This is a genomic window from Paractinoplanes rishiriensis (assembly GCF_016862375.1).
Taxonomy (GTDB): Bacteria; Actinomycetota; Actinomycetes; order Mycobacteriales; family Micromonosporaceae; genus Actinoplanes; species Actinoplanes rishiriensis.
On record NZ_BOMV01000051.1, the window covers coordinates 60906 to 86284 of the forward strand.

24 protein-coding genes are annotated in these 25379 nt (G+C 71.9%); 14 read left to right on the forward strand and 10 right to left on the reverse strand.

Annotated features, from left to right (window positions below):
* Positions 1-26: 26 nt before the first annotated feature.
* The gene (lpdA, locus tag Ari01nite_RS21065; protein ID WP_203782996.1) at positions 27-1415 is read right to left on the reverse strand and encodes a dihydrolipoyl dehydrogenase; all 1389 of its coding nucleotides are present in this window, start codon (positions 1413-1415) and stop codon (positions 27-29) included.
* A 164-nt stretch (positions 1416-1579) separates the two neighbouring features.
* Here lpdA and Ari01nite_RS21070 point away from each other — a divergent pair, with 164 nt between their 5' ends.
* The gene (locus Ari01nite_RS21070; RefSeq protein WP_203782997.1) at positions 1580-1900 is read left to right on the forward strand and encodes a hypothetical protein; all 321 of its coding nucleotides are present in this window, start codon (positions 1580-1582) and stop codon (positions 1898-1900) included.
* 7 nt (positions 1901-1907) lie between these two features.
* Here Ari01nite_RS21070 and Ari01nite_RS21075 read toward each other — a convergent pair whose 3' ends face one another.
* Positions 1908-3449 (reverse strand): leucyl aminopeptidase, encoded by a 1542-nt coding sequence (locus tag Ari01nite_RS21075; protein WP_203782998.1) that lies wholly within the window; start codon positions 3447-3449, stop codon positions 1908-1910.
* 141 nt (positions 3450-3590) lie between these two features.
* Here Ari01nite_RS21075 and gcvT point away from each other — a divergent pair, with 141 nt between their 5' ends.
* Positions 3591-4694 (forward strand): glycine cleavage system aminomethyltransferase GcvT, encoded by a 1104-nt coding sequence (gene gcvT / locus Ari01nite_RS21080; protein ID WP_438872206.1) that lies wholly within the window; start codon positions 3591-3593, stop codon positions 4692-4694.
* A gap of 48 nt (positions 4695-4742) precedes the next feature.
* Here gcvT and Ari01nite_RS21085 read toward each other — a convergent pair whose 3' ends face one another.
* Positions 4743-5498: an adenosylcobinamide-GDP ribazoletransferase gene (locus Ari01nite_RS21085; RefSeq protein WP_203783000.1), complete on the reverse strand. Its 756-nt coding sequence runs from the start codon at positions 5496-5498 to the stop codon at positions 4743-4745.
* Entirely contained in the window at positions 5495-7453 is a 1959-nt protein-coding gene (locus tag Ari01nite_RS21090; protein WP_203783001.1) for a bifunctional adenosylcobinamide kinase/adenosylcobinamide-phosphate guanylyltransferase, read from the reverse strand. The genes Ari01nite_RS21085 and Ari01nite_RS21090 overlap by 4 nt, the downstream gene beginning before the upstream one ends.
* Before the next feature lie 81 nt (positions 7454-7534).
* On the opposite strand from Ari01nite_RS21090, the gene Ari01nite_RS21095 reads away from it, so the two are divergent.
* Both Ari01nite_RS21095 and Ari01nite_RS21100 read left to right on the forward strand, forming a co-directional pair.
* Positions 7535-7732, forward strand: a complete 198-nt coding sequence (locus Ari01nite_RS21095; RefSeq protein WP_203783002.1) for a hypothetical protein — start codon at positions 7535-7537, stop codon at positions 7730-7732.
* 1 nt (position 7733) lies between these two features.
* The gene (locus Ari01nite_RS21100) at positions 7734-8561 is read left to right on the forward strand and encodes a site-2 protease family protein (RefSeq protein WP_203783003.1); all 828 of its coding nucleotides are present in this window, start codon (positions 7734-7736) and stop codon (positions 8559-8561) included.
* A 26-nt stretch (positions 8562-8587) separates the two neighbouring features.
* On the opposite strand, the gene Ari01nite_RS21105 is transcribed toward Ari01nite_RS21100, so the two are convergent.
* Positions 8588-9586: an aldo/keto reductase family protein gene (locus Ari01nite_RS21105; protein WP_203783004.1), complete on the reverse strand. Its 999-nt coding sequence runs from the start codon at positions 9584-9586 to the stop codon at positions 8588-8590.
* Positions 9587-9599: 13 nt separating this feature from the next.
* Positions 9600-10871, reverse strand: a complete 1272-nt coding sequence (locus Ari01nite_RS21110; RefSeq protein WP_203783005.1) for a WG repeat-containing protein — start codon at positions 10869-10871, stop codon at positions 9600-9602.
* Positions 10872-11307: 436 nt separating this feature from the next.
* Here Ari01nite_RS21110 and Ari01nite_RS21115 point away from each other — a divergent pair, with 436 nt between their 5' ends.
* From Ari01nite_RS21115 to Ari01nite_RS21135, 5 genes are all read left to right on the forward strand, one after another.
* Positions 11308-11787: a pentapeptide repeat-containing protein gene (locus Ari01nite_RS21115; protein ID WP_203783006.1), complete on the forward strand. Its 480-nt coding sequence runs from the start codon at positions 11308-11310 to the stop codon at positions 11785-11787.
* A gap of 6 nt (positions 11788-11793) precedes the next feature.
* A complete protein-coding gene (locus Ari01nite_RS21120; RefSeq protein WP_203783007.1) occupies positions 11794-12741 on the forward strand; it encodes a hypothetical protein in 948 nt (315 codons plus the stop codon).
* 2060 nt (positions 12742-14801) lie between these two features.
* Complete coding sequence (locus Ari01nite_RS21125) at positions 14802-15476, forward strand: ABC transporter permease (protein ID WP_239162891.1); 675 nt, start codon at positions 14802-14804, stop codon at positions 15474-15476.
* Positions 15469-16269 carry an ABC transporter permease gene (locus Ari01nite_RS21130; RefSeq protein WP_203783009.1) on the forward strand — a complete coding sequence of 267 codons (801 nt, stop codon included), beginning with the start codon at positions 15469-15471 and terminating at the stop codon, positions 16267-16269. Before Ari01nite_RS21125 ends, Ari01nite_RS21130 begins: the two co-directional genes overlap by 8 nt.
* The gene (locus Ari01nite_RS21135) at positions 16266-17225 is read left to right on the forward strand and encodes an ABC transporter ATP-binding protein (protein WP_203783016.1); all 960 of its coding nucleotides are present in this window, start codon (positions 16266-16268) and stop codon (positions 17223-17225) included. Before Ari01nite_RS21130 ends, Ari01nite_RS21135 begins: the two co-directional genes overlap by 4 nt.
* On the opposite strand, the gene Ari01nite_RS21140 is transcribed toward Ari01nite_RS21135, so the two are convergent.
* Complete coding sequence (locus Ari01nite_RS21140) at positions 17209-17763, reverse strand: helix-turn-helix domain-containing protein (protein ID WP_203783018.1); 555 nt, start codon at positions 17761-17763, stop codon at positions 17209-17211. The two genes, Ari01nite_RS21135 and Ari01nite_RS21140, sit on opposite strands and share 17 nt — an antisense overlap.
* Positions 17764-17829: 66 nt before the next feature.
* Here Ari01nite_RS21140 and Ari01nite_RS21145 point away from each other — a divergent pair, with 66 nt between their 5' ends.
* Both Ari01nite_RS21145 and Ari01nite_RS21150 read left to right on the forward strand, forming a co-directional pair.
* The gene (locus Ari01nite_RS21145) at positions 17830-18738 is read left to right on the forward strand and encodes an AzlC family ABC transporter permease (RefSeq protein ID WP_203783020.1); all 909 of its coding nucleotides are present in this window, start codon (positions 17830-17832) and stop codon (positions 18736-18738) included.
* Positions 18732-19040, forward strand: coding sequence for an AzlD domain-containing protein (locus Ari01nite_RS21150; protein ID WP_203783023.1), 309 nt, complete (start codon positions 18732-18734; stop codon positions 19038-19040). Before Ari01nite_RS21145 ends, Ari01nite_RS21150 begins: the two co-directional genes overlap by 7 nt.
* An 18-nt stretch (positions 19041-19058) precedes the next feature.
* Here the strand turns inward: Ari01nite_RS21150 and Ari01nite_RS21155 are convergent, their stop codons facing one another.
* The 3 genes from Ari01nite_RS21155 to nadA all read right to left on the reverse strand — a co-directional run bounded on the left by Ari01nite_RS21155 (position 19059) and on the right by nadA (position 22555).
* Positions 19059-19682 (reverse strand): DUF3043 domain-containing protein, encoded by a 624-nt coding sequence (locus Ari01nite_RS21155; protein WP_203783025.1) that lies wholly within the window; start codon positions 19680-19682, stop codon positions 19059-19061.
* Positions 19683-19764: 82 nt separating this feature from the next.
* The gene (murA, locus tag Ari01nite_RS21160; RefSeq protein ID WP_203783034.1) at positions 19765-21120 is read right to left on the reverse strand and encodes a UDP-N-acetylglucosamine 1-carboxyvinyltransferase; all 1356 of its coding nucleotides are present in this window, start codon (positions 21118-21120) and stop codon (positions 19765-19767) included.
* A 223-nt stretch (positions 21121-21343) separates the two neighbouring features.
* Positions 21344-22555, reverse strand: a complete 1212-nt coding sequence (nadA, locus tag Ari01nite_RS21165; RefSeq protein ID WP_203783036.1) for a quinolinate synthase NadA — start codon at positions 22553-22555, stop codon at positions 21344-21346.
* A gap of 67 nt (positions 22556-22622) precedes the next feature.
* Here nadA and Ari01nite_RS21170 point away from each other — a divergent pair, with 67 nt between their 5' ends.
* From Ari01nite_RS21170 to Ari01nite_RS21180, 3 genes are all read left to right on the forward strand, one after another.
* Complete coding sequence (locus Ari01nite_RS21170) at positions 22623-23726, forward strand: glycerate kinase family protein (RefSeq protein ID WP_203783038.1); 1104 nt, start codon at positions 22623-22625, stop codon at positions 23724-23726.
* Between the two features lie 178 nt (positions 23727-23904).
* Complete coding sequence (gene erpA, locus Ari01nite_RS21175; RefSeq protein WP_203783040.1) at positions 23905-24273, forward strand: iron-sulfur cluster insertion protein ErpA; 369 nt, start codon at positions 23905-23907, stop codon at positions 24271-24273.
* 125 nt (positions 24274-24398) lie between these two features.
* Positions 24399-25376, forward strand: coding sequence for a carbohydrate kinase family protein (locus Ari01nite_RS21180; RefSeq protein WP_203783042.1), 978 nt, complete (start codon positions 24399-24401; stop codon positions 25374-25376).
* Positions 25377-25379: the final 3 nt, after the last annotated feature.

The following is a 25379-nucleotide window of genomic DNA, read 5'->3' on the forward strand; positions in this document are numbered from 1 at the left end:
AGAACTCCTTCAAAGTCCGGAACGAATCAGGCGTGGACGTGCAGGGGCTTGCCGGCCAGGGCCAGGAAGGCCTCGCCGAGTGCCTCGCTCTGCGTCGGGTGGGCGTGCACCAGCTGCGCGACCTCCTCAGGGAAGGCCTCCCAGTTGTAGATCAGCTGGGCCTCGCCGACCAACTCGCCCACCCGGGCCCCCACCATGTGGACGCCGACCACCGGGCCGTCGTTGACCCGGACCAGCTTGACGAAGCCCTGGGTCTTGAGGATCTGGCTCTTGCCGTTGCCGCCGAGGTTGTAGTTGAACGTCGTGACCTTGTCGGCGCCGTACTGCTCCTTGGCCTTGGCCTCGGTGAGGCCCATCGAGGCCACCTCGGGGTCGCAGTAGGTGACCCGCGGGATGCCGGCCTCGTCGATCACGGCGGGCCGCAGGCCGGCGATCTCCTCGGCCACGAAGATGCCCTGCGCGAAACCGCGGTGCGCCAGCTGGAGGCCGGGCACGATGTCGCCGACCGCGTAGATGTTGCCGACGCCGGTGTGCAGCCGCTCGTTGGTGATCACGAAGCCGCGGTCGAGCTTGACGCCCTGCTCGGCGTAGCCGAGGCCGTCCGTCGTCGGGCCGCGGCCGACGGCGACCAGCAGCACCTCGGCCTCGATGGTCTCGCCGCCCTGGATGGTGGCCCGCACGCCGTTGTCGGTGTGCTCGACCTTCTCGAACGGCTTGCCGACCTTGAAGTTGATCTTGCGCTTGCGGAACGCCCGCTCGACCTGCTTGGAGATCTCCTCGTCCTCCGCGGCGACCAGCCGGGGGAGGGCCTCGAGGATGGTGACGTCGGCGCCGAACGACTTCCACACGCTGGCGAACTCGACGCCGATGACGCCGCCGCCCAACACGATCGCCGACGCCGGCACCCGGTCGAGGCGCAGCGCGTGCTCGCTGGCGATGACCCGCTTGCCGTCCACCTCGAGGCCGGGCAGGCTGCGCGAGTATGACCCGGAGGCCAGGATGACGTTGCGGCCGGTGTACCGCTTGCCGTCGACCTCGACGGTGTCCTTGGCGACCAGCTTGCCGGCGCCGGCCACCAGCGTGATCCTGTCCTGCTTGAGCAGGCCCTGCAGACCCTTGTAGAGGCGGCCGACCACGCCGTCCTTGTACGCGTTGACCCCGGCCATGTCGATGCCGACCAGGTCGGCTTTGACGCCGAACTGCTCGCTCTCCCGGGTCTGATCGGCGATCTCGGCGGCGTGCAGCAGCGCCTTGGTCGGGATGCAACCGCGGTGCAGGCAGGTGCCGCCCAGCTCGGCCTTGTCGATCAGGGCTACCGAGAGGTTGAGCTCGGCGGCGCGCAGGGCGGCCGCATAACCACCGCTGCCCGCGCCAAGAATGACGATGTCGAAGGTTCCGCCGTTCGGCTGGCTCACGCTGACTCCAGTGGTCGCATCGTCGCCATGTGGGTCACACAATGGAAACGGTCACAGTATGTCCAGGCCATCTTTCCACTTCTGCCACCGGTGGATGCAGCCAGGTGCCCTACGACACCCGCACTCGTCGTACCCTTGCGGGAATTGAGCGTGAGGAGCGCGCTGTGGCCTGGTTTCGGCGGCGCAAAGAGGCGGGGCGAGCGGCCGGCCGCCCCGTGCAACGTGCCGACCTTGAGTACCTTGCGGAGTTTGTCCGGTCCCGCCGGGGTGTGGAGGCGTTCATCGAGCCCCGCACCACGGTGACCGAGACCACCGTGTTGCTCGTGGCACACGACGGCGAGTGGACCAGGCGCCGCATCGAGTCGCCCGAGATCGCCCGGCGCTGGGCCCATCAGCTCTCGCTGCCGATCTACGACGTCAAGCTGATGGGCTACCCGCAGCGGATGCGCGACTACAACGAACGGCAGAAGCGCCGCCCGGTCTAGCCGAGGCTCAGGCCCGGCCGATCTCGCCGATCACCTGGAGCAGGGTGCGGATCGGCACGCCGGTGCCGCCCTTGGTCCAGTACCCGGTGGCCTCGCCGGCGTGGTAACCCGGCCCGGCGATGTCGATGTGCGCCCACTCGACGCCCTCGGCCACGAACTCGCGCAGGAAAACCCCGCCCTGCAACATGTGCCCGGCACGGTCCAGGTTGGAGTTGGTCTGGCAGATGTCGGCGACGTCCGACTCCATGCCCTTGCGGACCTCCTCCGGCAGCGGCATCGGCCAGGCCGGCTCGCCCACCCGCTCGCCGGCCTCGCGGATCAGGTCGACCGCGCCGTCCGAACCCATCAGCCCGGCGATCCGCTTGCCCAGCGCGATCACCTGGCCGCCGGTCAGAGTGGACGTCTCGAACAGGTAGTCGGCGCCGTCCGCGCAGGCCCGGCCGATCGCGTCGGCCAGCACCATGCGGCCCTCGGCGTCGGTGTTGAACACCTCGACCCGCTTGCCGTCGAACATGGTGATGACGTCGCCCGGCCGGTACGCCGAGCCGGACGGCATGTTTTCCGCCATCGCGAGGTAGCCGGTGACGGCGACCTGCGGCTTGAGCGCGGCGACCGCGAGCATCGCGGCGCCGATCGCGGCCGCACCGGCCATGTCGGACTTCATCTCCCACATGCCGGCCACCGGCTTGATGCTGATGCCGCCGGTGTCGAACGTGATGCCCTTGCCGACCAGCGCCACCCGTTTCGGCGACTCGACACCCTCGGGCCGGTACGCGAGGCGGACCAGCCGGGGCGGCGCCTCGGAACCCTGCCCCACGGCCACGATGCCGCCGTACCCGCCGGACTTGAGCTGGTCGAAGTCGAGCACCTCGACCTCGAGGCCGCTGCCCTCGACCGCGGCCACCACGGCGTCGGCGAACTGCGGCGGGCGCAACTCGTTCGGCGCCATGTTGACCCAGTCCCGGGCCAGCCGGACCGACCGGGCGATCACCTCGGCCCGGACCACCTCGGCCCGCGCCGCGGCGTCGGCCGCGTCCGGCACGTGCACCTGCAACTCGGCCACCGGCTCCCGGCGGTTCGGCTGCGGCCTGGTCTTGTAGCCGGCGAACCGGTAACCGCCCAGGAGCGCGCCCTCCAGGATGGCCCGCAGCACGGCCGGCGCGTCCTCGTCGTCGGGCAGCGGCAGGGCCAGCGCCACGGTGCCGCTGCCGGCCAGGGCGCGCACCGCGGCGCCCGTACCCCGGCGCAGTTTTTCGGCCTGCGGCGCCGAGCCGGACGGCTCGTCGCCCAGGCCCACCGCGACCACCAGCGGCGCCGCGACGGTGCCCAGGGTGGCCAGCTTCGTCACCTCGCCGGGCGCGCCGCTCGCCCCCAGCAGCGCCAGCGTCGCGGTGAGCTGTCCGTCGAACGCGGCGGCGATGCTCTCGGCGCCGGCGGCCGGCAGCAGGGCTCCGCCCTCGTCGGGCTGGCTGTGCAGGCCGATGACGATGGCATCGACGGCCAATTCGGCCGGGTCGGTGTCGACCAGGCTGAGGCTGGGCTGGCTCACTCGGGCTCTCCGCGGACTTCGGGGCCGGCGGCCTCATGGGTGGCCGGCTGGTCGGGCAGTCCCCGGCGCGATCGCGCCGAGGGGGAAACGGGCATCCCCGCGACAATAACGACTCCCAAGGTCACGGGTAAGTTGACTCTCATGTCTGCCGACGTTGCCGATGACCTTTTCCGCTCACCGCTGCACGACCGGCATGTCGCGCTGGGTGCCAAATTCGCCGCCTTCGGCGGCTGGGAGATGCCCCTGGAGTATGCGGGCGGCGGGGTCCTGCGCGAGCACGCCGCGGTCCGCGAGTCGGCCGGCGTGTTCGACGTCTCCCACCTGGGCAAAGCCCGGGTTCGCGGAGCCGGCGCCGCCGACTTCGTCAACTCCTGCCTCAGCAACGACCTGGGCCGCATCGAGCCCGGCAAGGCGCAGTACACGCTCTGCTGCGACGAGGGCGGCGGCGTGGTCGACGACCTCATCGCGTACCTGTTCGGCGACGACCACGTCTTTCTCATTCCGAACGCGGCGAACACCGCCGAGGTGGTACGCCGCCTGGCCGCCGCCGCTCCCGCCGGGCTGACGGTGACCGACGAGCACCGGCAGCACGCGGTGCTGGCCGTGCAGGGCCCGCGCTCCGCCGAGGTGCTCGCCAAGCTCGGGCTGCCCACCGAGCACGGCTACATGTCGTTCGCCACGGCCGCGTTCGGCGGCACCGACCTCATCGTCTGCCGCACCGGTTACACCGGCGAGCACGGCTACGAACTGGTGGTGCCCTGGGATGCCGCCGGCGCGGTCTGGGACGCGCTGGTCGAGGCCGGCGTGCAGCCGTGCGGCCTGGGCGCCCGCGACACGCTGCGCACCGAGATGGGCTACCCGCTGCACGGCCAGGACCTCTCGCTGGAGATCAGCCCGGTGCAGGCCCGCTGCGGCTGGGCCGTCGGCTGGTCCAAGCCCGAGTTCTGGGGCAAGGCGGCGCTCAGCGCCGAAAAGAGCGAGGGTCCGCGTCGCCTCCTGCGCGGACTGGAACTCACCGGGCGCGGCATTCCCCGCGGTCACATGCAGGTGTACGCGGGCGAGCAGCGCATCGGCGAGACGACGAGCGGCACGTTCTCGCCCACCAGGAAGGTCGGTATCGCGCTGGCCCTGCTCGACACCGCGGCCGGGATCAGCGACGGCGACCTCGTCGAAATCGACGTCCGCGGCCGGCGCATCGAGGCCCGCGTCGTGAAGCCGCCGTTCGTCCAGCCCTCGGTCCGCTAGCCGCCGTCCGCTGGCCGCCGTCCGCTGGCCGCCGTCCGGGCGTTGGTTTTAGCGGAAGGACAGGCCGATCAGGGTTGCTGTGGTGGCTAGCTCGACGGCCGCGCCCAGCACGTCGCCCGTGATGCCACCGAACCGGCGTACGGCATGACGCACCAGCAGGACCACCGCCGACAGTGAGGCGACGACGCAGGCCGGGCCCTGCCACGGACGGCCCGGCACGGCGGCGGCCGCGGCGACCACGACGATGGCCGCGATGGTTGCTGCCACCGGGATGGGGACCGTGCCGGCCACGAGCGCGCCCAGACCCTGCGGGCGGGCCGGTGGCACCCCGCGTCGGCAGGCCACGGTGATCGCGAGGCGGCCGGCGGTCCAGGCCACCACGACTGCCAAGAGGCCTGCGGTGGCCACGGCGGCGGTCTGGATCAGCAGGGCGAGGGCGACGGCCGCGACGCCGAACGGCCCGATGTCCGGCTTCTTCATGATGTCCAGGGCGGCGTCGCCGGTCCGGTAGGAACCCAGCGCGTCGACCGTGTCGGCCAGGCCGTCGAGATGCAGGCCCCGGGTTAGCAGGGCACCCGCCGCGACGGTCACGGCGGCGGCCACCAGGGTGGGCGCGCCCGCTTCGCGCAGCAGCCACAGCAGGCCGCCCAGGAGCGCGCCGAGGACGGCACCGACGAGCGGCGCCACGCTCATGGCGACCGCCGCGGCCGGCCGGTCCACCCGGCCGGGCCGCACCGGCAGCACGGTCAGCGTGGTGAACGCGAGCCGCAGACCCGCCGCCGCGTCGCCGGCGCGGCCGGTCATTCCCCGGGGGTGCTCGGGCGCGGCCGGTCCGGCTCTGGAGTGTCCGGGTCCGGGGTGGGTTCGGTGGTGGCCGGGCCTGGGCCGTGCGGGTCGGGCTCGGACAGGTCGACTTCGGGGTCGTTCGGGACGGTCAGCGTGGTGCTGCCGTCTTCGGCGAGGGTTTCGACGGCCCCGTCAATGGGCTCGCCGGGGATTTCGTCGTCGGGGACGTCGACCGGGGCCAGGAGGTCGTCGGGGACGTCCTGGCCGGCCAGCAGGGACGGGTGGACCTGGGCAGCCGCGGCCAGGCCCACCGCGGAGCGCAGCAGGGGCAGGGCGGCCAGCGCGTTCGCGCCCTCGCCGAGGCCGAGGCGCAGGTCGAGCACGGGGGTGAGACCCAGCACGTCGGAACCCTGCCGGACCAGCGTGAGGCTGCCGGTGTCCGGCAGCAGGCACCAGTGCCGCACCTGGCTGGCCAGGTCGCGGGCCACCAGGCCGGCCGCGATGCCGACCGGGCCGTCCAGCAGCACCGGCAGGCGCCGGGAGGCGGCGCCCAGCAGTGCGCCGGTGGCCACCGCCAGGTCGGCGCCGCCCAGATGGCGCAGGATGTCCTTGGCGCCGCGCGCCTCGTGCCGGATCCGGTGCAGGGCGTCGCGGACCGCGGCGCAGCGGCGCATCCAGGACTCGTCGTCGAACGTGCCGCCCGGACGCAGCACGCGGGGCAGCACGGCGACCGGTTCGGAGCCGGTGACCGCCGCCGAGACCGCCGCGGCCACCGCGTCGGTGCCGACCCCGATGGAGGCCAGCACCAGCAGGTCGCGGCCGGCGTCGGCGGCCGCCTCGGCCAGCCGCCAGCCCTGGCGCAGCGCGACCTCGACGGCCGGCTCGTCGAGCACCGGGCCGTCCTCGATCGGGCCGGCGGGGGCCACCCGCAGCACCGCGATGTCGGCGCCGGCCTCGCCGGCCAGACGGCTCAGCACGCCCTCGCCGCGCTCGACGTCGGCGACGCGGCGCTCGGCGTCGGCCGGGTCGTCGCCGGCCGCGGCGCCGCCCGCGTGGCTGCCCGAGATCAGCAGGACCCGCACCGACGCCCACGGCTGGGGGATCGTGGTGCGCTGGGTGGCGGCCGCGAACTCGACCGCCTCCACCAGGCTGCCCAGGCCGGCGCCGGCGAAGTCGAGGCTCACCAGGCGGTCGCGGGCGTCCGGTCCGGTGTCGCTGTGCGGCAGCGGCAGGTCCATGCCGGGTTCGATCGCCACGCCGCCGCCGATGACCGGCAACACCTGGGTGGGCTCCTCGAGCGCGGCGGCGACCGCGGCGGGGGCGGGTGCGACCGGCGCCTCGGTGACCTCGGGGACGACCAGGTGGGGTTCGGGGAGATCCTCCATCACCGGGACCGGAGCCGGGTCCGGGGCCGGGGCCTCGGGGTAGTCGGCGCCCTTGAGCCAGACCGGCCGCCCGGCTACCACGAACGCCACCCGGTCGCACACCTCGGCGAGCGCCTCGTTGGTGGTGCCGAGCGCGTCGGTGAACGCCCGGCCCACCGGCGTGGTGGGCACCAGCGACAGCCCCACCTCGGGGCTGACCAGCACCACCCGGGCGGTGCAGGCGCGCACCGCGGCGGCCAGCGCGGCCACGTCGGCCTGGTCGTCGTTCGGCTGCCGGGCCGGGTCGAGCAGGCCGGTCACCCAGCCGCCCAGGTCGTCGACCAGCAGCGTGTCGTCCGGCTTGGCCTCGGTCAGCAGCGCGGCCAGCCGGGTGGGGTCGGCGCCGGTCTCCTCGGTCGACCAGGTCTGCGGCCGGCGGCGTTGATGGGCCTCGATCCGGTCCAGCCACTCCGGGTCGTCCTCGCCGCCGACCGCGGTCGCCACATAGCGCACCGAGGTGGCGTCCGCCACCAGGGCCTCGGCGAACGCGGACTTGCCGGAACGGATCCCGCCGAGCACCAGGGCCGTGCTCCACCGATCATCGGACATGCCCCGTACCTTAAGGCCGGGCCGCACTTGCGGACGCCGTAGGGTGGAAGTGCACCGAGCACAGACGGAGGGGGACGGCGCATGCCGTGGAGTTGGCGGTACGAGAACGTCGACGGTCAGCCGGTCGCTGGACCGGGCGAGACGTTCAGCAGCCAGGCCGACGCCGAGTCGTGGATCGGCCAGGAGTGGCGCGAACTCGTCGGCTCCGGGGTGGCCCAGGTCGTGCTGATCGAGGACGACCGGGTCGACTACCGGATGAGCCTGCTGCCGGCGGACTGACATGACCTACGAGCCGGTTTACACCAGGACACCGCGCAACGCGTTCATACCGAGCCCGGTGTTCGTCGGCATCGTGGCGGTCTTTGCGGTCAGCGGCTGGATGACCTGGAGCGGGTTCGGCAACGTCCGGATCGACGTGTTCCTCTTCATCGTCACCGGCTGGCTCGTGTCGCTCTGCCTGCACGAGTACGCGCACGCCGTGGTGGGCTACTTCTCCGGCGACAAGTCCGTGGCCGACCGGGGTTACCTGCGGCTCAACCCGCTGAAATACACCAGCCCGCTGCTGTCCATCGTGCTGCCGGTGGTCGTGGTCATCCTGGGCGGCATCGGCCTGCCCGGCGGTGCGGTCTGGGTCGACCACCGGTACATCCGCAGCCGGCTCAAGGACTCGCTGATCAGCGCGGCCGGCCCGCTCACCAACGTGATCCTGGCGGTGGTGGTGGCGTTCCCGTTCCTGATCGGGCTGGGCCCGCAGCTGGTCGAGGCCGGCAACGGCCAGTTCAGCGTCGCCGGTGACCGGTCCCACCTGGAGTTCTGGTGTGCCCTGGCGGCGCTGGCGTTCCTCCAGGTCACCGCAAGCGTGCTCAACCTGCTGCCGATTCCCGGCCTGGACGGCGGCAGCATCCTGGCGCCCTGGATGAGCCCGGCCTACCAGCGCGCATGGAACCTGTTCGCCCCGTACGGCTTCATCCTGCTCTTCCTGGCGCTGTGGCAGACGAAGCTGGGCCAGTGGTTCTTCGACGTGGTGTTCTGGCTGTCCGAAAAGATCGGACTCTCCGAGGTGCTGATCCAGACCGGCCTGCAACTGATGCGTTTCTGGTCCAGCTGAGCGCCGGACCAGAAACGCACGCACCACTACGGCCGGCGGGCCGGGCTGATCGTCTTGGCCGGGTCCCGCTCGGTCACGGCGCCCAACACGTCGTCGACCGCCTTCATGAGGCCGGGCTCCAGGCGTACACCTGATGCTTTGACGTTGTCTTTGACCTGCTCCGGACGGGATGCGCCGATGATGGCCGCGGCCACGTTCTCGTTCTGCAGCACCCAGGCCACCGCCAGCTGGGCCATCGACAGCCCGGCCTCCTGAGCCAGCGGCTTGAGCTGCTGCACCGCGGTCAGCGTCTCGTCGTTCATCATCCGCGAGATGAAGGTGGCACCGCCGGCCTCGTCGGTGGCCCGGGAACCGGCCGGCGGCTCCTTGCCCACCTCGTATTTGCCGGTCAGGATGCCCTGCGCGATCGGCGAGAAGACCACCTGGCTCAGCCCCAGCTCGATCGAGGTGGGCACGACCTCGGCCTCGATCACCCGCCACAGCATCGAGTACTGCGGCTGGTTGGAGACGAACGGGATCTTGAGGTCCTGCGCGAGCTCCCAGCCGGCCCGCAGCTGGGACGCGGTCCACTCGGACACGCCGATGTAGAGCGCCTTGCCGGAGCGGACCACGTCGGCGAACGCCTGCATGGTCTCCTCGAGCGGCGTCGTGTAGTCGTAGCGGTGCGCCTGGTAGAGGTCGACGTAGTCGGTCTGGAGCCGGCCCAGCGACGCGTCGATCGACTCCATGATGTGCTTGCGGGACAGGCTGCGGTCGTTCGGCCCCGGCCCGGTCGGCCAGTAGACCTTCGTGAAGATCTCCAAGCCCGGACGGCGTTCGCCCTTGAGCGCCCGGCCCAGCACCTCCTCGGCGCGGCCGCCCGCATAGACATCCGCGGTGTCGAACGTGGTGATGCCTTCGTCGAGGGCGGCCCGCACGCAGGCGAGCGCGGCGTCCTCCTCCACCTGGGACCCGTGGGTGATCCAGTTGCCGTAGGCGATCTCGCTGATCAGCAGGCCGGAACGGCCGAGATGACGGAACTCCATGGTCCGACCCTACTCAGAGCACGGGCCGGCCGTCCGTCAGCAGCCGATCAATCTCCTCCAGGACGGCGCTTTGCTCCTTGAACGTGAGCTCGATCAGCGGCTCGCCGTTGCGGTCCAGCGCGCCCCACAGGCCATACTGGTCGGACACCAGGAACGCCACCGGGTGCACCACGACCTCGGCGTGCACCGGGGCGACGATCAGCTGGCCGGTGCGGTCCACCACGCCGTACCGGTCGCCGGCGTCGACCACCGCGAGCCCCTCGTCGGTGAAGCCCTCGATCGGCCCGCCGTCCACCAGGTTCGTGACGATGGCCCGGTACCGCGGCTGCACCACGACCCGCCCGTGCCGGTCGATCACGCCCCAGCCGCCGCGCCGGATCAGCGCGAGCCCGTGGTGGAAGGGCTTGGCGTCCTCGAATCCGCCCGGCACGATCAGCCGGTTCTTGCGGTCGATCGCGTACCAGCCGCCGCCTTCGTCCCGCGACACCCAGGCCAAACCTTCGGCGAACCGCTCGGCGGCCAGATAACCGGACGACGCGTCGATGAGCATCTCGCCGTTCTCGTCGATCAGCTCCCAGGCCGGCGACTCGGGCCGGCGCACCCACGCCACGCCGTCCGCGAACGGTTGCGCCTGGGCGAACTGGGGCGGCACCGCTCCCACGTACCCCCAAAGCCCGGAACGCTCGTCCCGCAGCGGCCGCGGGGCCTCGGTGCGCCCGAGGATCTCGTCCCGGGTGCGCGGGTACGGCCCCCACTCCGACACGGTCCGCCGGGCAATGGTGTCCAGCGCCACCTCGATCCGCTCGACCAGGTCCGGGTCGGCGCCCTTGCGCAGGTCCAGCGCCCCCTCGAAGTGGTTCATGGCCTCCAGATAGCGCCCCTGCTCAAACGCCGAACGCCCGGACAACTCGTGGATCTCGGCCCGCAGCCGCCCGGGAAGTTCCGGCGAATTAGCCTCGGCGTAGAGCCGGTCCGCCGCGGCGTAATCCCCACGCCAGTGCAGAACGTGCGCCAGCCGTGCCTGAGCGATCGCGGTCCGCCGCAGCTCACCGGTCGCCTGGGCGTGCTGCACCGCGGCCTGCCCGTCGGCGAGAGCATCGTCCAGCTCGCCCAGCAGCCGCCCCGCGACAGCACGGAGGCTGAGCAGGCGGGCGCGGACGGCGTCGCGCTCGGCATACTCCAGCTTGTCGGTGAGCCGATCGATGACAACCCAGAGTTGGTCACTCTCATCGACCTGCTCACGCAGCGTCTCCGGATCAAAGACCCAGGGGTACGTGGCCAGCACGAGCTCCGGGTCGGAGCGGCGACTTTGAACTTCGACGTCCTGCGGTTTCCGCTGCCGTAGCGGCGCCCGGACCGGAACGATGGCGCCTGGGGTGCGGGAGGGCTTGGCCTCTTCGCCGGGGTCGGTGCTCGGCTTGGGGGCGGTTGTTCCCGCGGACTCAATATCTGCGGGCTTAATATCTGCGGGCTTGGTTTCTGTGGGCTTGGTTTCTGCGGGGGGCTTGGTCGGATCGGCCGGGGTGGGTTCCGGGGCGGCGGTGACTACTTCGGCTTCGACCCACATGGCGTCCACCGGACGGTGGTCGACGAGTTCGGCCTCGACGGGCTCTTCCCCATCGAGTTCTTCGCCATTGTTCGTGGTGGGCTGGGGGCTATCGGTCGCTGTTGCAGCTCCGGTTGTGGTCGCCTCATTGTGGATCGGGCTTGGGCTGACCGGTGTGGTGCTGCTCGGCGGGGCGCTTGCCGGTGCGGCGCTGATGGGGTCGGTGCTGGTGGAGGCGTCGCTGAACGGTGCAGCGCTGACCGGGGCGGCGCTCACGGGGGTCGCGCTGACTGAGGCCGGGCTGACTGAGGCCGGGCTGATGGGTGTCGCGCTGGCGGGTGTCGCGCTGACCGGGGCCGCGCTGTTTGGAGCCGCGCTGACAGGGACGGCGCTGCTGGGGGAAGCGCTGACCGGAGTCGCGCTGCTGGGGGCGACGCTGACGGGCACCGCGCCTGCCGAGGATACGCCTGATGAAGACCCGCTATCCGGAGGCCCGCTTGCGGGGCTGGTGGGTGCGGGGCTGGTGGGCGCGGCGCTGATGGGCGCTGGGTCGGCGGGTGCGGGGGGTGCGCTGACGGGTGCGGTGCTGGCGGGTGATGCGCTCACAGGCGTGGCGCTGACCGGTGCCGCGCTGATGGAGTCAGCGCTGGAGTAGCCGCCGATGAAAGGCGAGGGGCTAACCGGTGCAGCGCTAGCGGAGTGGCCGCTGTCGGCGTCGCTGCTGGGAACGGCCGCAGGGCTGGGAACGGCCGCAGGGCTGGCCGGAGCGGGGCTGGCCGGAGCGGCGCTAGTCCGCGCGGCGGTGGTCGCGGCCGCGGTGGTCGGCGCGGTGGTGGTCGCGGCTGCGCTGAGCGGACCAGGGCTGACCGGTCCGGCGCTGAGCGGCCGTCCCGCGCTCGGCATGCCGCTGTCCGACGCGCTGCTGGGGGCGGCGGGCTCGGGTGCCACCGGGCTGGTTGCCTCGGTCGTCCGCGCGGCCGGGTTGACGATCGGCTGGGCACCGGAGCCCGGGGCGAACCAGCTCGGCTTGACCGGTGCGGCACTCACCGGTTCGGCTTCCCCGGCCGCCTCGGTGGCCCGTGCCTCGCCCGACCCTGGTGCCGGTTGCGGCTTCGGCTCGGGTTCGCGGCCGGCGACCGGCGTGGCGTCCGGTGGTGTCGGCCGGGTGTCTGGTGTCGGCCGGGCGTCCGCTGTGGGCCGGGCGTCCGCTGTGGGCCGGGCGTCCGCTGTGGGCCGGGCGTCCGCTGTGGGCCGGGCGTCTGGTGTCGGCCGGGCGTCCGCTGTGGGCCCGGCGTCAGCTGCTGGCGCGGCGTCCGTCGCAGGCTCGGGTTCCGGCACCGGTTCCGCCACCGGCTCGGGTGTCGGGGTTGCCCCGGCCACCGGGACCCCGGCGACCGGCGCTTCGGCTTGGGGTGTCTCGGGCGGCACGGGTGTGCTTGCGCCCAGGCCGCTCATCGAAAGCAACCAGCCCAGACCGTGCTCTTCCTCAGTCGCGGGCGGGGCGGCAGACAGGTTTGCGGGCGGCGCGGTGACCGGCTCGTTCGACGTGTCGTATGGCGGCGCCGTGACCGGCGCGAGCGCGCCGAGGTTCGCCTCGCTCGGCGGGTAGCCCGGCCCGCCCGTGGTGGGCCGCGCCGGCGTCGACACCGGCGGGGCGCCGGCGTCCTGGTGCTGCGGGTGCCCGGACACCGGCCGGGGCGCGGCCTCCCGGTGCGGCGGCTGCGGCGCGGCGGGCTGCTGCGCGGCGGGCTGCTGCGCGTAGCCCGACGGCGCTGAAACAGGCCGCGCTCCGGCGTCCCGCTGTGGGTAACCAGTCGGCGCTGATACCGGTCGCGGCCCGGCGTCCTGCTGCTGTGGATACCCGGACACCGGCCGCGGGCCAGGTTCTTGTTGCTGGGGATATCCGGACCTGGACCGTGGGCCGGCGTCTTGCGACTGTGGATAGCCGGACACCGGGCGCGGGCCGGCATCCGACTGTGGATAGCCGGGTGACTGTGGATAGCGGGATACGGGGCCTGGGCCGGCGTCCTGCTGGTGTGGATAACCGGTCTGCTGTGGATAGCCGGATACCGGGCGCGGGCTGGTGTCATGCTGTTGCGGGTAGCCGGACACGGGCCGGGGACCGGGTGGCGGGGTGCCTTGGGGATAGGGCGAGGTTCCGGACACTGGGCGCGGTGCGTAACCGGATGCCTCGGACGGCTGGGCCGACACCGGGCGGGCCTGGCCGGGCACCGGCGGGTAGACCGGCGCGGGCGGCTGCGCCGGCTGGGCCGGGGTCATCCGGGTCGGTTGCGGGGCCGGGCGCGACGGAGCGGGTGAGCCGAGTTCGGGTGCCGGTCGCAGGTCGAACGGCTGCTCGGGACGGCGGCCGGTGCCACGCTGCGGCGCGTCGGGATAGGCCGGGAAAGCGTCGGCCGGTGCCGGGCGGGCGCTGCCGTACACGCCCTGGTCGGCGGGAGACACCGGGCGCTGGCCGGGCACCTGCCGGGGCACCTGCTCGGTGTCGTCGGGACGCCGGCCGTAGTAAGGGCGCGAACCGCCGTAGACGCCCTGGTCGGCTGGCGAGACCGGGGCCGGGCGGCCGCCGGGCGCGGGTGACTGCTGGCCGGGGATCGACGGGCGGCGGGGCATGCCGGGGATGGACGCGCGGCCCGGCGTGGTGCCCGAGGGCGGCTGCTGCTGGCCGCCCTGAGACATGCCGGGGATCGAAGCGCGGCCGGGAGCGGCGCCGGTGGGCGGCTGACCCGGGGCGCCGGGCGGCGTAGAGCGGCCGGGAGCGCTGGGCGAGACGGAGTGGCCGGGACCACTAGGCGGCGTGGAGCGGCCGGGAGCGCCGGGCGAGGCGGAGCGGCCGGGCGCGGCAGACGGCGTGGAGCGGCCGGGAGTGACCGGCACCTGCGGTCCGGGGCGGAACTGCGGCGGGTGCGGGCCCGCGGGCGGCCGGCCAGCGCCGGACGGTTGGCCGTCCCGAGGCTGGCCTTCACGGGGCTGGCGGTCCCGAGGCTGGCCTTCACGGGGCTGGCGGTCCCGGGGCTGGCCTTCACGGGGCTGGCCGTCCCGGGGGTGGCTGTCACGGTACTGGCTGTCGCGGGCTTGGCTGTCGCGCGCTTGGCCGTCGCGGTACTGGCTTTCGGGGCGGCCATACGCAGGGCGCTGCGGGGAGCCGTATGCCTCGGTGGGCGCGGCCTCGTAGATCGGGGTGTGCACGGCCTTTCGGCGGCCGGGGTCGCCCGGGTAGCGCTGGCCGGGCAAGGGCTCCCACTCCCAGGTGATCTCGTAGACCCAGGCCGGCTCGTCGCCCCAGCGGTCGTCGCCGATCTGGGAGCTCCAGCCGTTCATCGGGCACTCGGCTGAGGGCCCGGCGGCTGGCGACGCTCCGTCACAGCGAAATTCCACTTCGTCAGAAAATGTGCGGTGGTCGTGGGGAGATCTGGGTAGAGTCGCCCGGCTCCACCGCGGGGGGTTCGAGAGGAGATTAACGGCGTGGACGGGATTGACGCCAGCGTGCCGACGATCTCTCCCGGCCGACCGTTACGCGCTTCCGTTACTACTTTCGGTGCGCTCCTCTGGTCGGGTTTCCGGAGGTTCGCAACCTACCGGCAGGCGACCATCGCCGGAACGTGCACCAACATAGTCTTCGGCTTCCTCCGGTGCTATGTGCTGCTCGCGGTGGCTGCGGGGGCCGGCGCGGCGCTGGCCGGCGGGTACGACGCGGATCAGCTGGTCACCTACGTCTGGGTGGGGCAGGGGCTGCTCAGCGTCGTCGGCATCTGGTCGTGGAATGAGCTGAACGACCGGATCCGCTCCGGTGACATCGCGTCCGATCTGTTACGTCCGATTTCGCCGGTGACCGCCTTCCTGGCCGCCGACCTTGGCCGGGCACTGCACGGCATGGCGACCAGATTCGTGGCGCCGGTGACCGTCGGCATCCTGGTATTCGGGATGACGGTGCCCACTCGGGTCCAGACCGTCCCGCTTTTCGCCCTGTCCGTGGTGTTGGCCGTGATCGGCAGTTTCGGCTGCCGCTACCTGGTCAACGCGACCGCTTACTGGCTGCACGACGCGCGCGGGCCGATCACGTTCTGGACCCTGGGCTCGGGGGTGCTGGCGGGCTTGTACTTCCCGCTGCGGCTGCTGCCGGACTGGCTCGCCGTCACGCTCTGGGTGGCCACCCCGTTGCCGGGCCTGCTGCAGACGCCGCTCGACGTGCTGGTCGAGCGCGATCCGTCGGCTCTGCAGGCGGGGCTGGTGGCGTTGCAGGCGGTGTGGGCCGTGGTGCTGTTGGCGCTCGCGCACCTGGTCCAGCGGCGGGCGGAGCGCAAGCTGGTGGTGCAGGGTGGCTGACGCACGCGCGTACCTGGCCCTGGTGGGTGGCCAGATTCGCTCGGTGGCCACCTACCGTGCCTCCTTCGCGGTCGACACCCTCGGCAATCTCGGTGCCACCGTGCTCGACGTGCTCACGGTCTTCGTGCTGTACCGGGTGACCGCGCAGGTGGGCGGGTTCACCCTGGCCGAGGCGTTGCTGATGACCGGGCTCACCGCGGCCGGCTTCGTGGCTGCCGACATGGTGGTCGGCAACATCGACCGGTTGAAGGAGTACGTGCGCAAGGGCACCCTGGACACCGTGCTGGTGCGGCCGCTGGGTGTGCTGCCGCAGATCGTGTTCATGGACCTGCCGCTGCGCAAGGTGCTCCGGCTCGTCTTCGGCGTGATCGTGTACGTGTCGGCGCTGGTCGCCAACGACATCGCGTGGACGCCGGAGCGCGCGCTGCTGGTCGTGGTGGCGCCGCTCGCCGCCGCGGTGTTCTTCGGCGCGATCTTCGTGGCGACCGCGAGCCTGGCGTTCTGGTGGGTGGAGTCGGGCGAGATCGGGGCCGGTTTCACGTACGGCGGCCGGGATTTCACCTCGTACCCGATCACGGTTTACGGCACCTGGTTCCGCGCGCTGTTCGCGTACACCCTCGGCTTTGGTTTTGTGGCCTATCAACCCTCGCTGGCCCTGCTCGGCCGCCCGGACCCGCTCGGCCTGCCGGGCTGGACCGGATTTGTGTCACCGCTGATCGCCCTGGTCGCGGCCGGACTCGCCTTTCTCGCCTGGCGCACCGGCGTCCGTCATTACCGGAGTACTGGCTCATGATTCGCATGCAAGACCTGAGAAAAGATTTCACCGTACGGGTGAAGGCCGGTCGCCTGCGCCGCGAGAAACGCATCGTCGCGGCCGTGGACGGGGTCAGCCTCACGATCGAGACCGGCGAGATGGTCGGCTACATCGGCCCGAACGGCGCCGGCAAGTCGACCACGCTCAAGATGCTGACCGGCGTGCTGTCCCCGTCGTCGGGCGAGGTCTCGGTGTTCGGGCTCACCCCGGTGCCGCAGCGCACCCGGCTGGCGCTGCGCATCGGCGTGGTCTTCGGCCAGCGCTCGCAGCTGTGGTGGGACCTGCCGCTGCACGAGTCGTTCCGGCTGCTGCGGCACATCTACCGGGTGCCCGAGGCGGAACACGCGGCCCGGCTGCGCCGCTGCCGCGACCTGCTCGGCCTGGACGACTTCATGGACACCCCGGTCCGCCAGCTGTCGCTGGGCCAGCGGATGCGCGGCGAGCTGACCGCGGCGCTGCTGCACGGCCCGCAGGTGCTGTTCCTGGACGAGCCCACCATCGGCCTGGACGTGGTGAGCAAGCAGGCGGTCCGCTCGTTCCTGGCCGAGTTGGGCGCGACCGGCGACGTGACGCTGGTGCTGACCACGCACGACCTGGCCGACATCGAGCGGCTGTGCGAACGCCTCGTGGTGATCGACCACGGCCGGGTGGTGCACGACGGCACGATCGAGGCCCTGCACGCCCGGTACGGTTCGCGGCGCAGCCTGGTCGCCGACCTGGACGAGCCGCTCCCGGCCGGCTTCGAGCTGCCCGGCGCGACCCGGACCGGGGTGGAGGCGGACGGGCACCGGGTGACGTTCGCGCTGGACGGCACGTCGGCCGGCGGTGCGGTGGCGGCGCTGGTGGCGGCGGCGTCGGTGCGCGACCTGTCGCTGGTGGAGCCGGACATCGAGGACGTGGTGGCCCGCCTCTACACGGCTAACGGTGCTCCATGACCAGGACCGCCCAGGAGTCCTCGAGGGCCTCGTAGTGGTGCGGCACGTCGCCCGGGAACGTGATGTAGTCGCCCGGACCAAGCTCGACCTCGTCGCCGTCCGGACCGGTGCGGATCCGTCCCGCGCACACCACGATGTGCTCGACGCTGCCCGGAATGTGGGCCTCGGCCTCGCGTGACTTGCCCGGTTCGAGCTCCATCACATAGATGTCCCGCCGGGTGTGCGGCGACCCGGCCGCGAGCAGGGTGGCCACGAAGTCGGCCTGGTCGGCCTGCAACCTCGGCCCCTCGCCGGCCCGGATCACCCGGACCTGGGTGGGCGGCGGCTCGACCAGCCGGCTGAACGGCACCCCGAGCGCCACCCCGAGCGACCAGAGTGTCTCGATGCTGGGGTTGCCGGTGCCGGCCTCGAGCTGCGACAACGTCGACTTGGCCAGGCCGGCTCGCCGGGCCAGCTCGGCGATCGAGATGCCGACCCGTTCCCGTTCCCGGCGCAGGGCCGCGGCGATGGTGGCGAGCGGGGGCGCCGGCTCGTGCATGTTCGCTCCGTCGATCGTTGCGTTCGATTTGACGAACGCTAGGCTCGTCGTTCAGTATTTCAGACCATGCGTACGTTACAGCGAACGCTCGCCGGCGTCGATCGCGCTCTGCTGCGCGACGCCGCCACGATCGCGGCCGCCATGATCGCGGTGGGCGCGTCGTTCGGCGCCATCGCGATCGCCTACGGCCTGCCCACGTACGTCCCGTTCCTGATGTCGACGGTGGTTTTCGCGGGCGGCGCCCAGTTCCTGGCCGTCGGCCTGCTGGCGGCCGGCAACCCGCTGGCCGCGGTGCTGGCCGGCCTGCTGCTGAACGCGAGGCACCTGCCCTTCGGCCTGGCCGTGTCGACCGCGATGGGCAGACGCAAACGCGACCGCATCGTCGGCAGCCACCTGATGACCGACGAGGTGGTCGCCTTCACCCTGGCCGAACCGGACCCGGTCCGCCGCCGCCGCACCTACTGGCTGATCGGCTGCACGCTCTTCACCTCATGGAATCTCGGCACCGCCCTGGGCGTGCTGCTGGGTGGAGCAACCGGCAATCCGGACGCGCTGGGTGCGGACGCGGCGTTCCCGGCGGCGCTGATCGCCCTGATCATGCCCTCTCTGCGGGACGGGGCTACCCGGACCGTGGCGCTGACGGGGGCCGGGATCGCGGTGCTGCTGACGCCGGTGTTGCCGGCCGGGCTGCCGGTCATGTGCGCGCTGGTGGGGTTGATCACGCTGTTCCGCCCGAGGCGGTCGGCGTCGCGACAAAGCGGCCGCGCCTTGCCGCCGGCCGCGCCGGGTGGGTCGGCCGCGCCGGGTGGGTCGGCCGCGCCGGGTGGGTCGGCCTCCGCGCCGCCTTCCGCGGCTTCCGCGCCTTCCGCGCCTTTCCAGGCGGCCTCTGCGCCGACCGATCGCCCGGGCGATAAAAGCGATAAATCCGAAAATGGCGGGCGGAGTGACGGAGAAGGAGGCGAGGAGTCATGCTGATCGCGGCGATCGTGGCGCTGGGAGTCGGCACCTACAGCATGCGGCTCGGTGGGGTGCTGCTGGGCGAGCGCCTCAAGCTTTCCGACACGCTCCAACGGCTGCTGCCGATGGCGGCCGCCGCGCTGCTCGCCGCGCTGGCCGGGACGGCCACGCTGATGGCGGGCACGGAATTCGCGGGGCTGGCCCGGCCGGCCGGAGTGCTGGTCGGCGGGATCCTGGCCTGGCGCCGCGCCCCGTTCGTGGTGGTGGTGCTGGCCGCCGCGGCCACGGCGGCCCTGCTGCGCCTGGCCGGCGTGCCGTAGCGGCGCCGGGGCCCCGGGTCAGATCGCGTCGCCGATTTGGACCTGGGGCTTCGGGATGCGCATGCGGCGGAAGCTCAGCGCACGCATCACGCCGTACAACTGGAGGGCGCCGATCCGCTGCTCGGTCTTCGGGAAACGCTCGCGCACCAGCTTTTTGATGCGCCGGGAGATCAGGACGCTGTCGACGATCACCGAGACGGCCAGGAATGCCCAGAGCAGGTTGCTCGCCAGCTGGACCGCGGGGATCTGGATCGTGGTGCCGATCAGCACGATCAGCGCGCCGCCGAAGAACCAGGTGCCGACCGTGCGCCGGGAGTCGACGATGTTGCGGACCAGGGCGCGCTCGGGGCCCCGGTCGCGGGCCAGCAGGTAGCGCTCGTCGCCGGCGCGCATGCCGGCCGCGGCCTCGGCGCGCTCCTCGCGCTGGCGTTCGCGCGTCTGCTTGTACGCCTCGCGGCGGTTGGCGGGAGCCGCCTCGGTGACCCGCCGGGCCGTGCTCTGCCGTTTCGGCGTGGTCACGCCCAGCTCCTTCTTGCTGGGCGTGTAGCCCTTGGGCCGGGAGGCGGCGTCGGGCACCTCCTCCGCGGCGGCCTCGGCGGCGGCGGGGACATCGGCTGGCTTGCGGCGAAAAAGCGAGGGCACGGTAGGAGAGTAGCCAAGCGGCGCGGTGTGTTTCACACCGCGCCGCGCATCGTGCTTAATCTCCGTGCTCAATCTCCGGGGGTCAGAGGCGTTCGACGTGGGCGCCCAGGGCGGCCAGCTTGTTCTCGAAGTCCTCGTAGCCGCGGTTGATCAGGTCGACGCCGTGCACCCGGGAGGTGCCCTCGGCGGCCAGCGCCGCGATCAGGTGGGCGAAGCCGGCCCGCAGGTCGGGGATGATCAGGTCGGCCGCGTGCAGCTTGGACGGGCCGGCGATGACCGCGGAGTGCTTGAAGTTGCGGCGGCCGAACCGGCACGGGGTGCCACCGAGGCAGTCCCGGTAGACCTGGATGGTGGCGCCCATCTGGTTGAGCGCGTCGGTGTAGCCGAGCCGCTGCTCGTACACGGTCTCATGCATGATCGAAAGGCCGCGGGCCTGGGTGAGCGCCACCACGATGGGCTGCTGCCAGTCGGTCATGAAGCCGGGGTGCACGTCGGTCTCCAGCGCGACCGGCTGGAGGTCGCCGCCGGGGTGCCAGAACTTGATGCCGCCCTCGACGCCGGTCACGCCGGGCCGGCTGACCCGGTCGTCGGTGATCTGGAACTCGCCGCCGATCGAACGGAACACGTTCAGGAACGTCATCATGTCGGCCTGGCGGGCGCCGAGCACCTCGATCTCGCCCCGGGTGGCCAGCGCGGCCGCCGCCCAGCTGGCCGCCTCGATCCGGTCCGGGATCGGCCGGTGCTGGTATCCGTGCAGCTTGGGCACGCCCTGGATCTCGATCACCCGGTCGGTGTGCACCGTGATGATCGCGCCCATCTTCTGCAGGATGCAGATCAGGTCGATGATCTCCGGCTCGATGGCCGCGTTGCGCAGTTCGGTGACGCCCTCGGCGCGGACCGCGGTGAGCAGCACCTGCTCGGTGGCGCCCACGCTGGGGTAGGGCAGTTCGAGCTTGGCGCCGTGCAGGCCGTTCGGCGCGCTCAGGTGCATGCCCTCGGGCGCCTTGTCGACCACCGCGCCGAACTCGCGCAGCGACTGGATGTGGAAGTCGATCGGGCGCGGGCCGATGTGGCAGCCGCCCAGGTCCGGGATGAACGCGCGGCCGAGCCGGTGCAGCAGCGGGCCGCAGAGCAGGATCGGGATCCGGCTCGAGCCGGCGTGCACGTTGATCTCGTCGGTGCTGGCGCTTTCCACGTTGGTGGGGTCCATCACCAGTTCGCCGTCGTCGACGCCGTCGGTGACCTTCACCCCGTGCAGTTCGAGCAGACCGCGGACGACCTCGACGTCGCGGATGCGCGGCACGTCGTACAGGCGGCTCGGCGACTCACCGAGCAGCGCGGCGACCATCGCCTTGGAGACGAGGTTCTTGGCGCCACGGACCCGGATCTGACCCTGCAGCGGCGTACCGCCGTGCACAACCAGCACATCGTCGGTCAACGTAACCTCCAGCCGGCGGGCGTTGCGTCCGCCCGGGTTGATCGAGAGACAGAGATGCGGGCGGGGGTTACCCGTTTCTGCAACCGGGGAAGCATAGCGCTGAGTGACAAGGCGGCAAGTCGGCACAACGCCCGGTCGACGCGAAATACTGACGTTTAGGACAGATGCTTAAGACGACGGAAAGATGGGGCCGTGCTCAGCGGATCTCGATGACTACCGTCCGTTACGGCAGGGCGAGCATCTGGTCCAGCGCGACACGCGCGTGATGTGCCGTGTCCTCGTCCACCGTGATCTGGTTGGGCACCCGGCCGGCGACCAGTTCCTCCAGCGCCCAGACCAGGTGCGGCAGGTCGATCCGGTTCATCGTGGAGCAGTAGCAGACCGTCCGGTCCAGGAACGTGATCTGTTTGTCCGGGTGGGCAAGAGCCAGACGGCGTACGAGGTTGAGCTCGGTCCCCACCGCCCAGGCCGACCCCGCCGGTGCCGCGTCGAGCGCCCGGATGATGTATTCGGTCGAGCCCACCTGGTCGGCGGCCCGGACCACCTCGTGCCGGCACTCCGGGTGCACCAGCACGTTGACGCCGGGCACCCGGTCGCGCACCTCACGCACGCTGTCGAGGGTGAACCGGCCGTGCACCGAGCAGTGCCCGCGCCAGAGGATCATCCGGGCCGTGCGCAGCTGCTCGCCGGTCAGTCCGCCCTGCGGCTTGTGCGGGTCGTAGAGCACGCAGTCGTCGAGGTCGAAGCCCATTTCGAGCACCGCGGTGTTGCGTCCGAGGTGCTGGTCGGGCAGGAAGAAAACCTTACTGCCTTGCTCGTACGCCCAGGTCAGCGCGCGCTTCGCGTTCGACGAGGTGCACACCACGCCCTTGTTGCGGCCGACGAAGCCCTTGATGTCGGCCGACGAGTTCATGTAGGTGACCGGGATGATGTCATTGGCGAGGTTTGTTTTCTGGGGTTTTCCGCCGCGGGGAGGCTCAGTGATGTCCAGGTCTTCGAAGTGTTCCCAGGCGGTCTGCACCTGACCGAGGACGGCCATGTCGGCCATCGAGCACCCGGCGGCGAGGTCCGGCAAAATCACCTTCTGGGACGAATCGGTCAGAATGTCGGCGCTTTCCGCCATGAAGTGCACGCCGCAGAACACGATGAACTCGGCGGACGGCCGGGCCGCGGCCTCGCGCGCGAGCTTGAACGAGTCACCGGTCACGTCGGCGAACTGGATGACCTCGTCGCGCTGGTAGTGGTGGCCGAGCACGAACACCCGGTCGCCGAGCGCCGCCTTGGCCGCCGTGGCCCGGGCCACCAGGCCGGGGTCGCTGGCTGCGGGCAGGTCGCCGGGACAGTCGACGCCGCGCTCCGAGGCGGGGTCGCTCCCACGGCCGAGCAGCAGCAGCGCGGTGGCGGAGTTCGCGGGCTCGATCCAGGGCGAAGTCACAACGTCATCGTCGCACAGCGCGGTGCGGTCATCGGCCTTGTGAACAGTGGGCTGAGACACTTGGGACGTGCGCGTTTTGATCTGTCCGGACAAGTTCGCCGGCACCCTGTCCGCATCCGCCGTCGCCGATGCCGTAGCCGAGGGCTGGTCGGGTTCCGACGACCTGGTCCGTCGCCCGCTCTCCGACGGCGGCCCCGGTTTCGTCGAGGTCCTGAGCGGGGCCCTCGGCGGCCGTCTGCTGCCCGTCGAGACGGTCGACCCGCTGGGCCGGCCCGCCCCGGGTGAGATCCTGCTGGCCGGCGGCACGGCATACCTCGAGAGTGCCCAAGCCTGTGGCCTGCACCTGCTCGACTCCGAAGAGCGCAACCCCAACACCGCGACGTCGTACGGGCTGGGCCTGCTGATCGCCGCGGCGGTCGAGGCCGGTGCCACCGAGGTGGTCATCGGGCTGGGCGGCTCGGCGGTGAACGACGCCGGCGCCGGGATGCTGGCCGCGCTCGGTGCCGCCCCGGTCGACGCGGCCGGCTACGCCGTGCCGTACGGCGGTGCCTATCTGAACGCCGCCGCCGCGCTCGGCGGTGCGCCCCGGCTGCGCGACGTCCGGCTGGTCGCCGCCACCGACGTCGACAACCCGCTCACCGGCCTGCACGGCGCCAGCAAGATCTACGGTCCGCAGAAGGGCGCCACCGACGAGGACATCTACCGGCTGGACGCGGCGCTTGAGGTGTTCGCCGGTGTGCTGGAGAAGGCGTTCGGCGTGACCGACCTGCAGCGGGCCCCCGGCGGCGGCGCGGCCGGCGGCATCGGCGCCGCGCTGATCGCCCTGGGCGGCCGGGTGGTGTCCGGCATCGGACTGGTCAGCACCGCGATCGGCCTGGAGAAGGAACTGGACGCGGCCGGCCTCGTGATCACCGGCGAGGGCTCGTTCGACCATCAGTCGCTGCGCGGCAAGGTGGTGGCCGGGATCGCCAACGGGGCCCGCGACCGGGGCCTGCCCTGCATCGTGCTGTGCGGCCGGAACGAGACCGGCTACCGCGAGGCGGCCAGCGCCGGGGTGACCGAGACGCTGTCCCTGACCGAGCACTTCGGCTCCGAGGAGACGGCCCTGCGCGAGCCCGCCCGCGGCCTCCGTGAGCTGGCCGGGCACCTCTCCCAGCAGTGGAGCCGTTAGTCCGGTTAAGGGTGGTGGCGGGGTGGTTGGATGGGGGAGCCGTTAGTCCGGTTAAGGGTGGTGGCGGGGTGGTTGGATGGGGGAGCCGGTGACCTGGGCCACCCGGATTGGGAATCCTTGGGAATGGGGCTAGCGTTGGTCAGTACGGCACACGTCCGCACCTGGCAGGAGATATGCAGTGACCACTGAAGCGCACACCGAGTCGACCGAGGCGGCCGCCCCGACCGGCGTCATCCTCACCGACGTCGCCGCGGTCAAGGTCAAGGCCCTGATCGAGCAGGAAGGCCGCGACGACCTGCGCCTGCGTATCGCCGTTCAGCCCGGTGGCTGCTCCGGCCTGCGCTACCAGCTGTTCTTCGACGAGCGGTCGCTCGACGGCGACATCGTGACCGACTTCAGCGGTGTCGAGGTCGTGGTCGACCGGATGAGCTCGCCGTACCTCGCGGGCGCGACCATCGACTTCGCCGACCGGATCGACGCGCAGGGCTTCACGATCGACAACCCGAACGCACAGAACTCCTGCGCGTGTGGCGATTCGTTCCACTGATCGACACAGGTAACAGCAGCAGCTCGGCAGAAGGCCGTCCCGGTAACGGGACGGCCTTCTGTGCGTCTCCTGCCGGTAGGCTGCGTTCGTAACGACCCCCTGTTCCCCAGACTGCAAGGGCCGCCATGAAGATCGCCGTCACCGGCTCGATCGCCACCGACCATCTGATGCATTTCCCGGGCCGGTTCGCCGACCAGTTCATCGCCGACCAGCTGCACAAGGTCTCGCTGTCCTTCCTCGTCGACGACCTGGTGGTCCGGCGCGGCGGCGTGGCCAGCAACATCGCGTTCGGCATGGGCAAGCTCGGCCTGCGCCCGATTCTGGTCGGCGCGGTGGGCGCCGACTTCGCCGACTACCGGTCCTGGCTCGAGCGGCACAACGTCGACTGCGGTTCGGTGCACGTCAGCGAGGTGGCGCACACGGCCCGCTTCGTCTGCACCACCGATGACGACCTCAACCAGATCGCCTCGTTCTACGCCGGGGCGATGGCCGAGGCCCGCAACATCGAACTGGCGCCGGTGCACGAGCGGGCCGGCGGCCTCGACCTGGTCCTGATCAGCGCGAACGACCCGGCCGCCATGATCCGGCACTCGGAGGAGTGCCGGGCCCGCGGCTTCAGGTTCGCCGCCGACCCGTCGCAGCAGCTCGCCCGGATGGACGGCAGCGACGTGCTGACCCTGATCAGCGGCGCCGAATACCTGCTGACCAACGACTACGAGCGCTCGCTGCTGGAGACCAAGGCCGGCCTCACCAGCGACCAGGTGCTCGAGCAGGTCCGGGTCCGGGTCACCACGCTCGGCAAGGACGGCGTCGAGATCACCGGCCGCGGCATCGAGCGGATCCACGTGCCGGTCGCCCGGGACGTGCTGGCCGAGGACCCGACCGGGGTGGGCGACGGCTTCCGGGCCGGCTTCTTCGCCGCGATCCACTGGGGGGTCGGCCTGGAGCGCGCCGCTCAGGTGGGCTCGCTGGTGGCGGCGCTGGTGCTCGAGTCGGTCGGCCCGCAGGAGTACGACATCCGCGCGGAGGACTTCGCCAAGCGCTTCGCCGACTCGTACGGCGACGTGGCGGCCACCGAGATCAAGCAGTTCCTGCCAGCGTAGGAA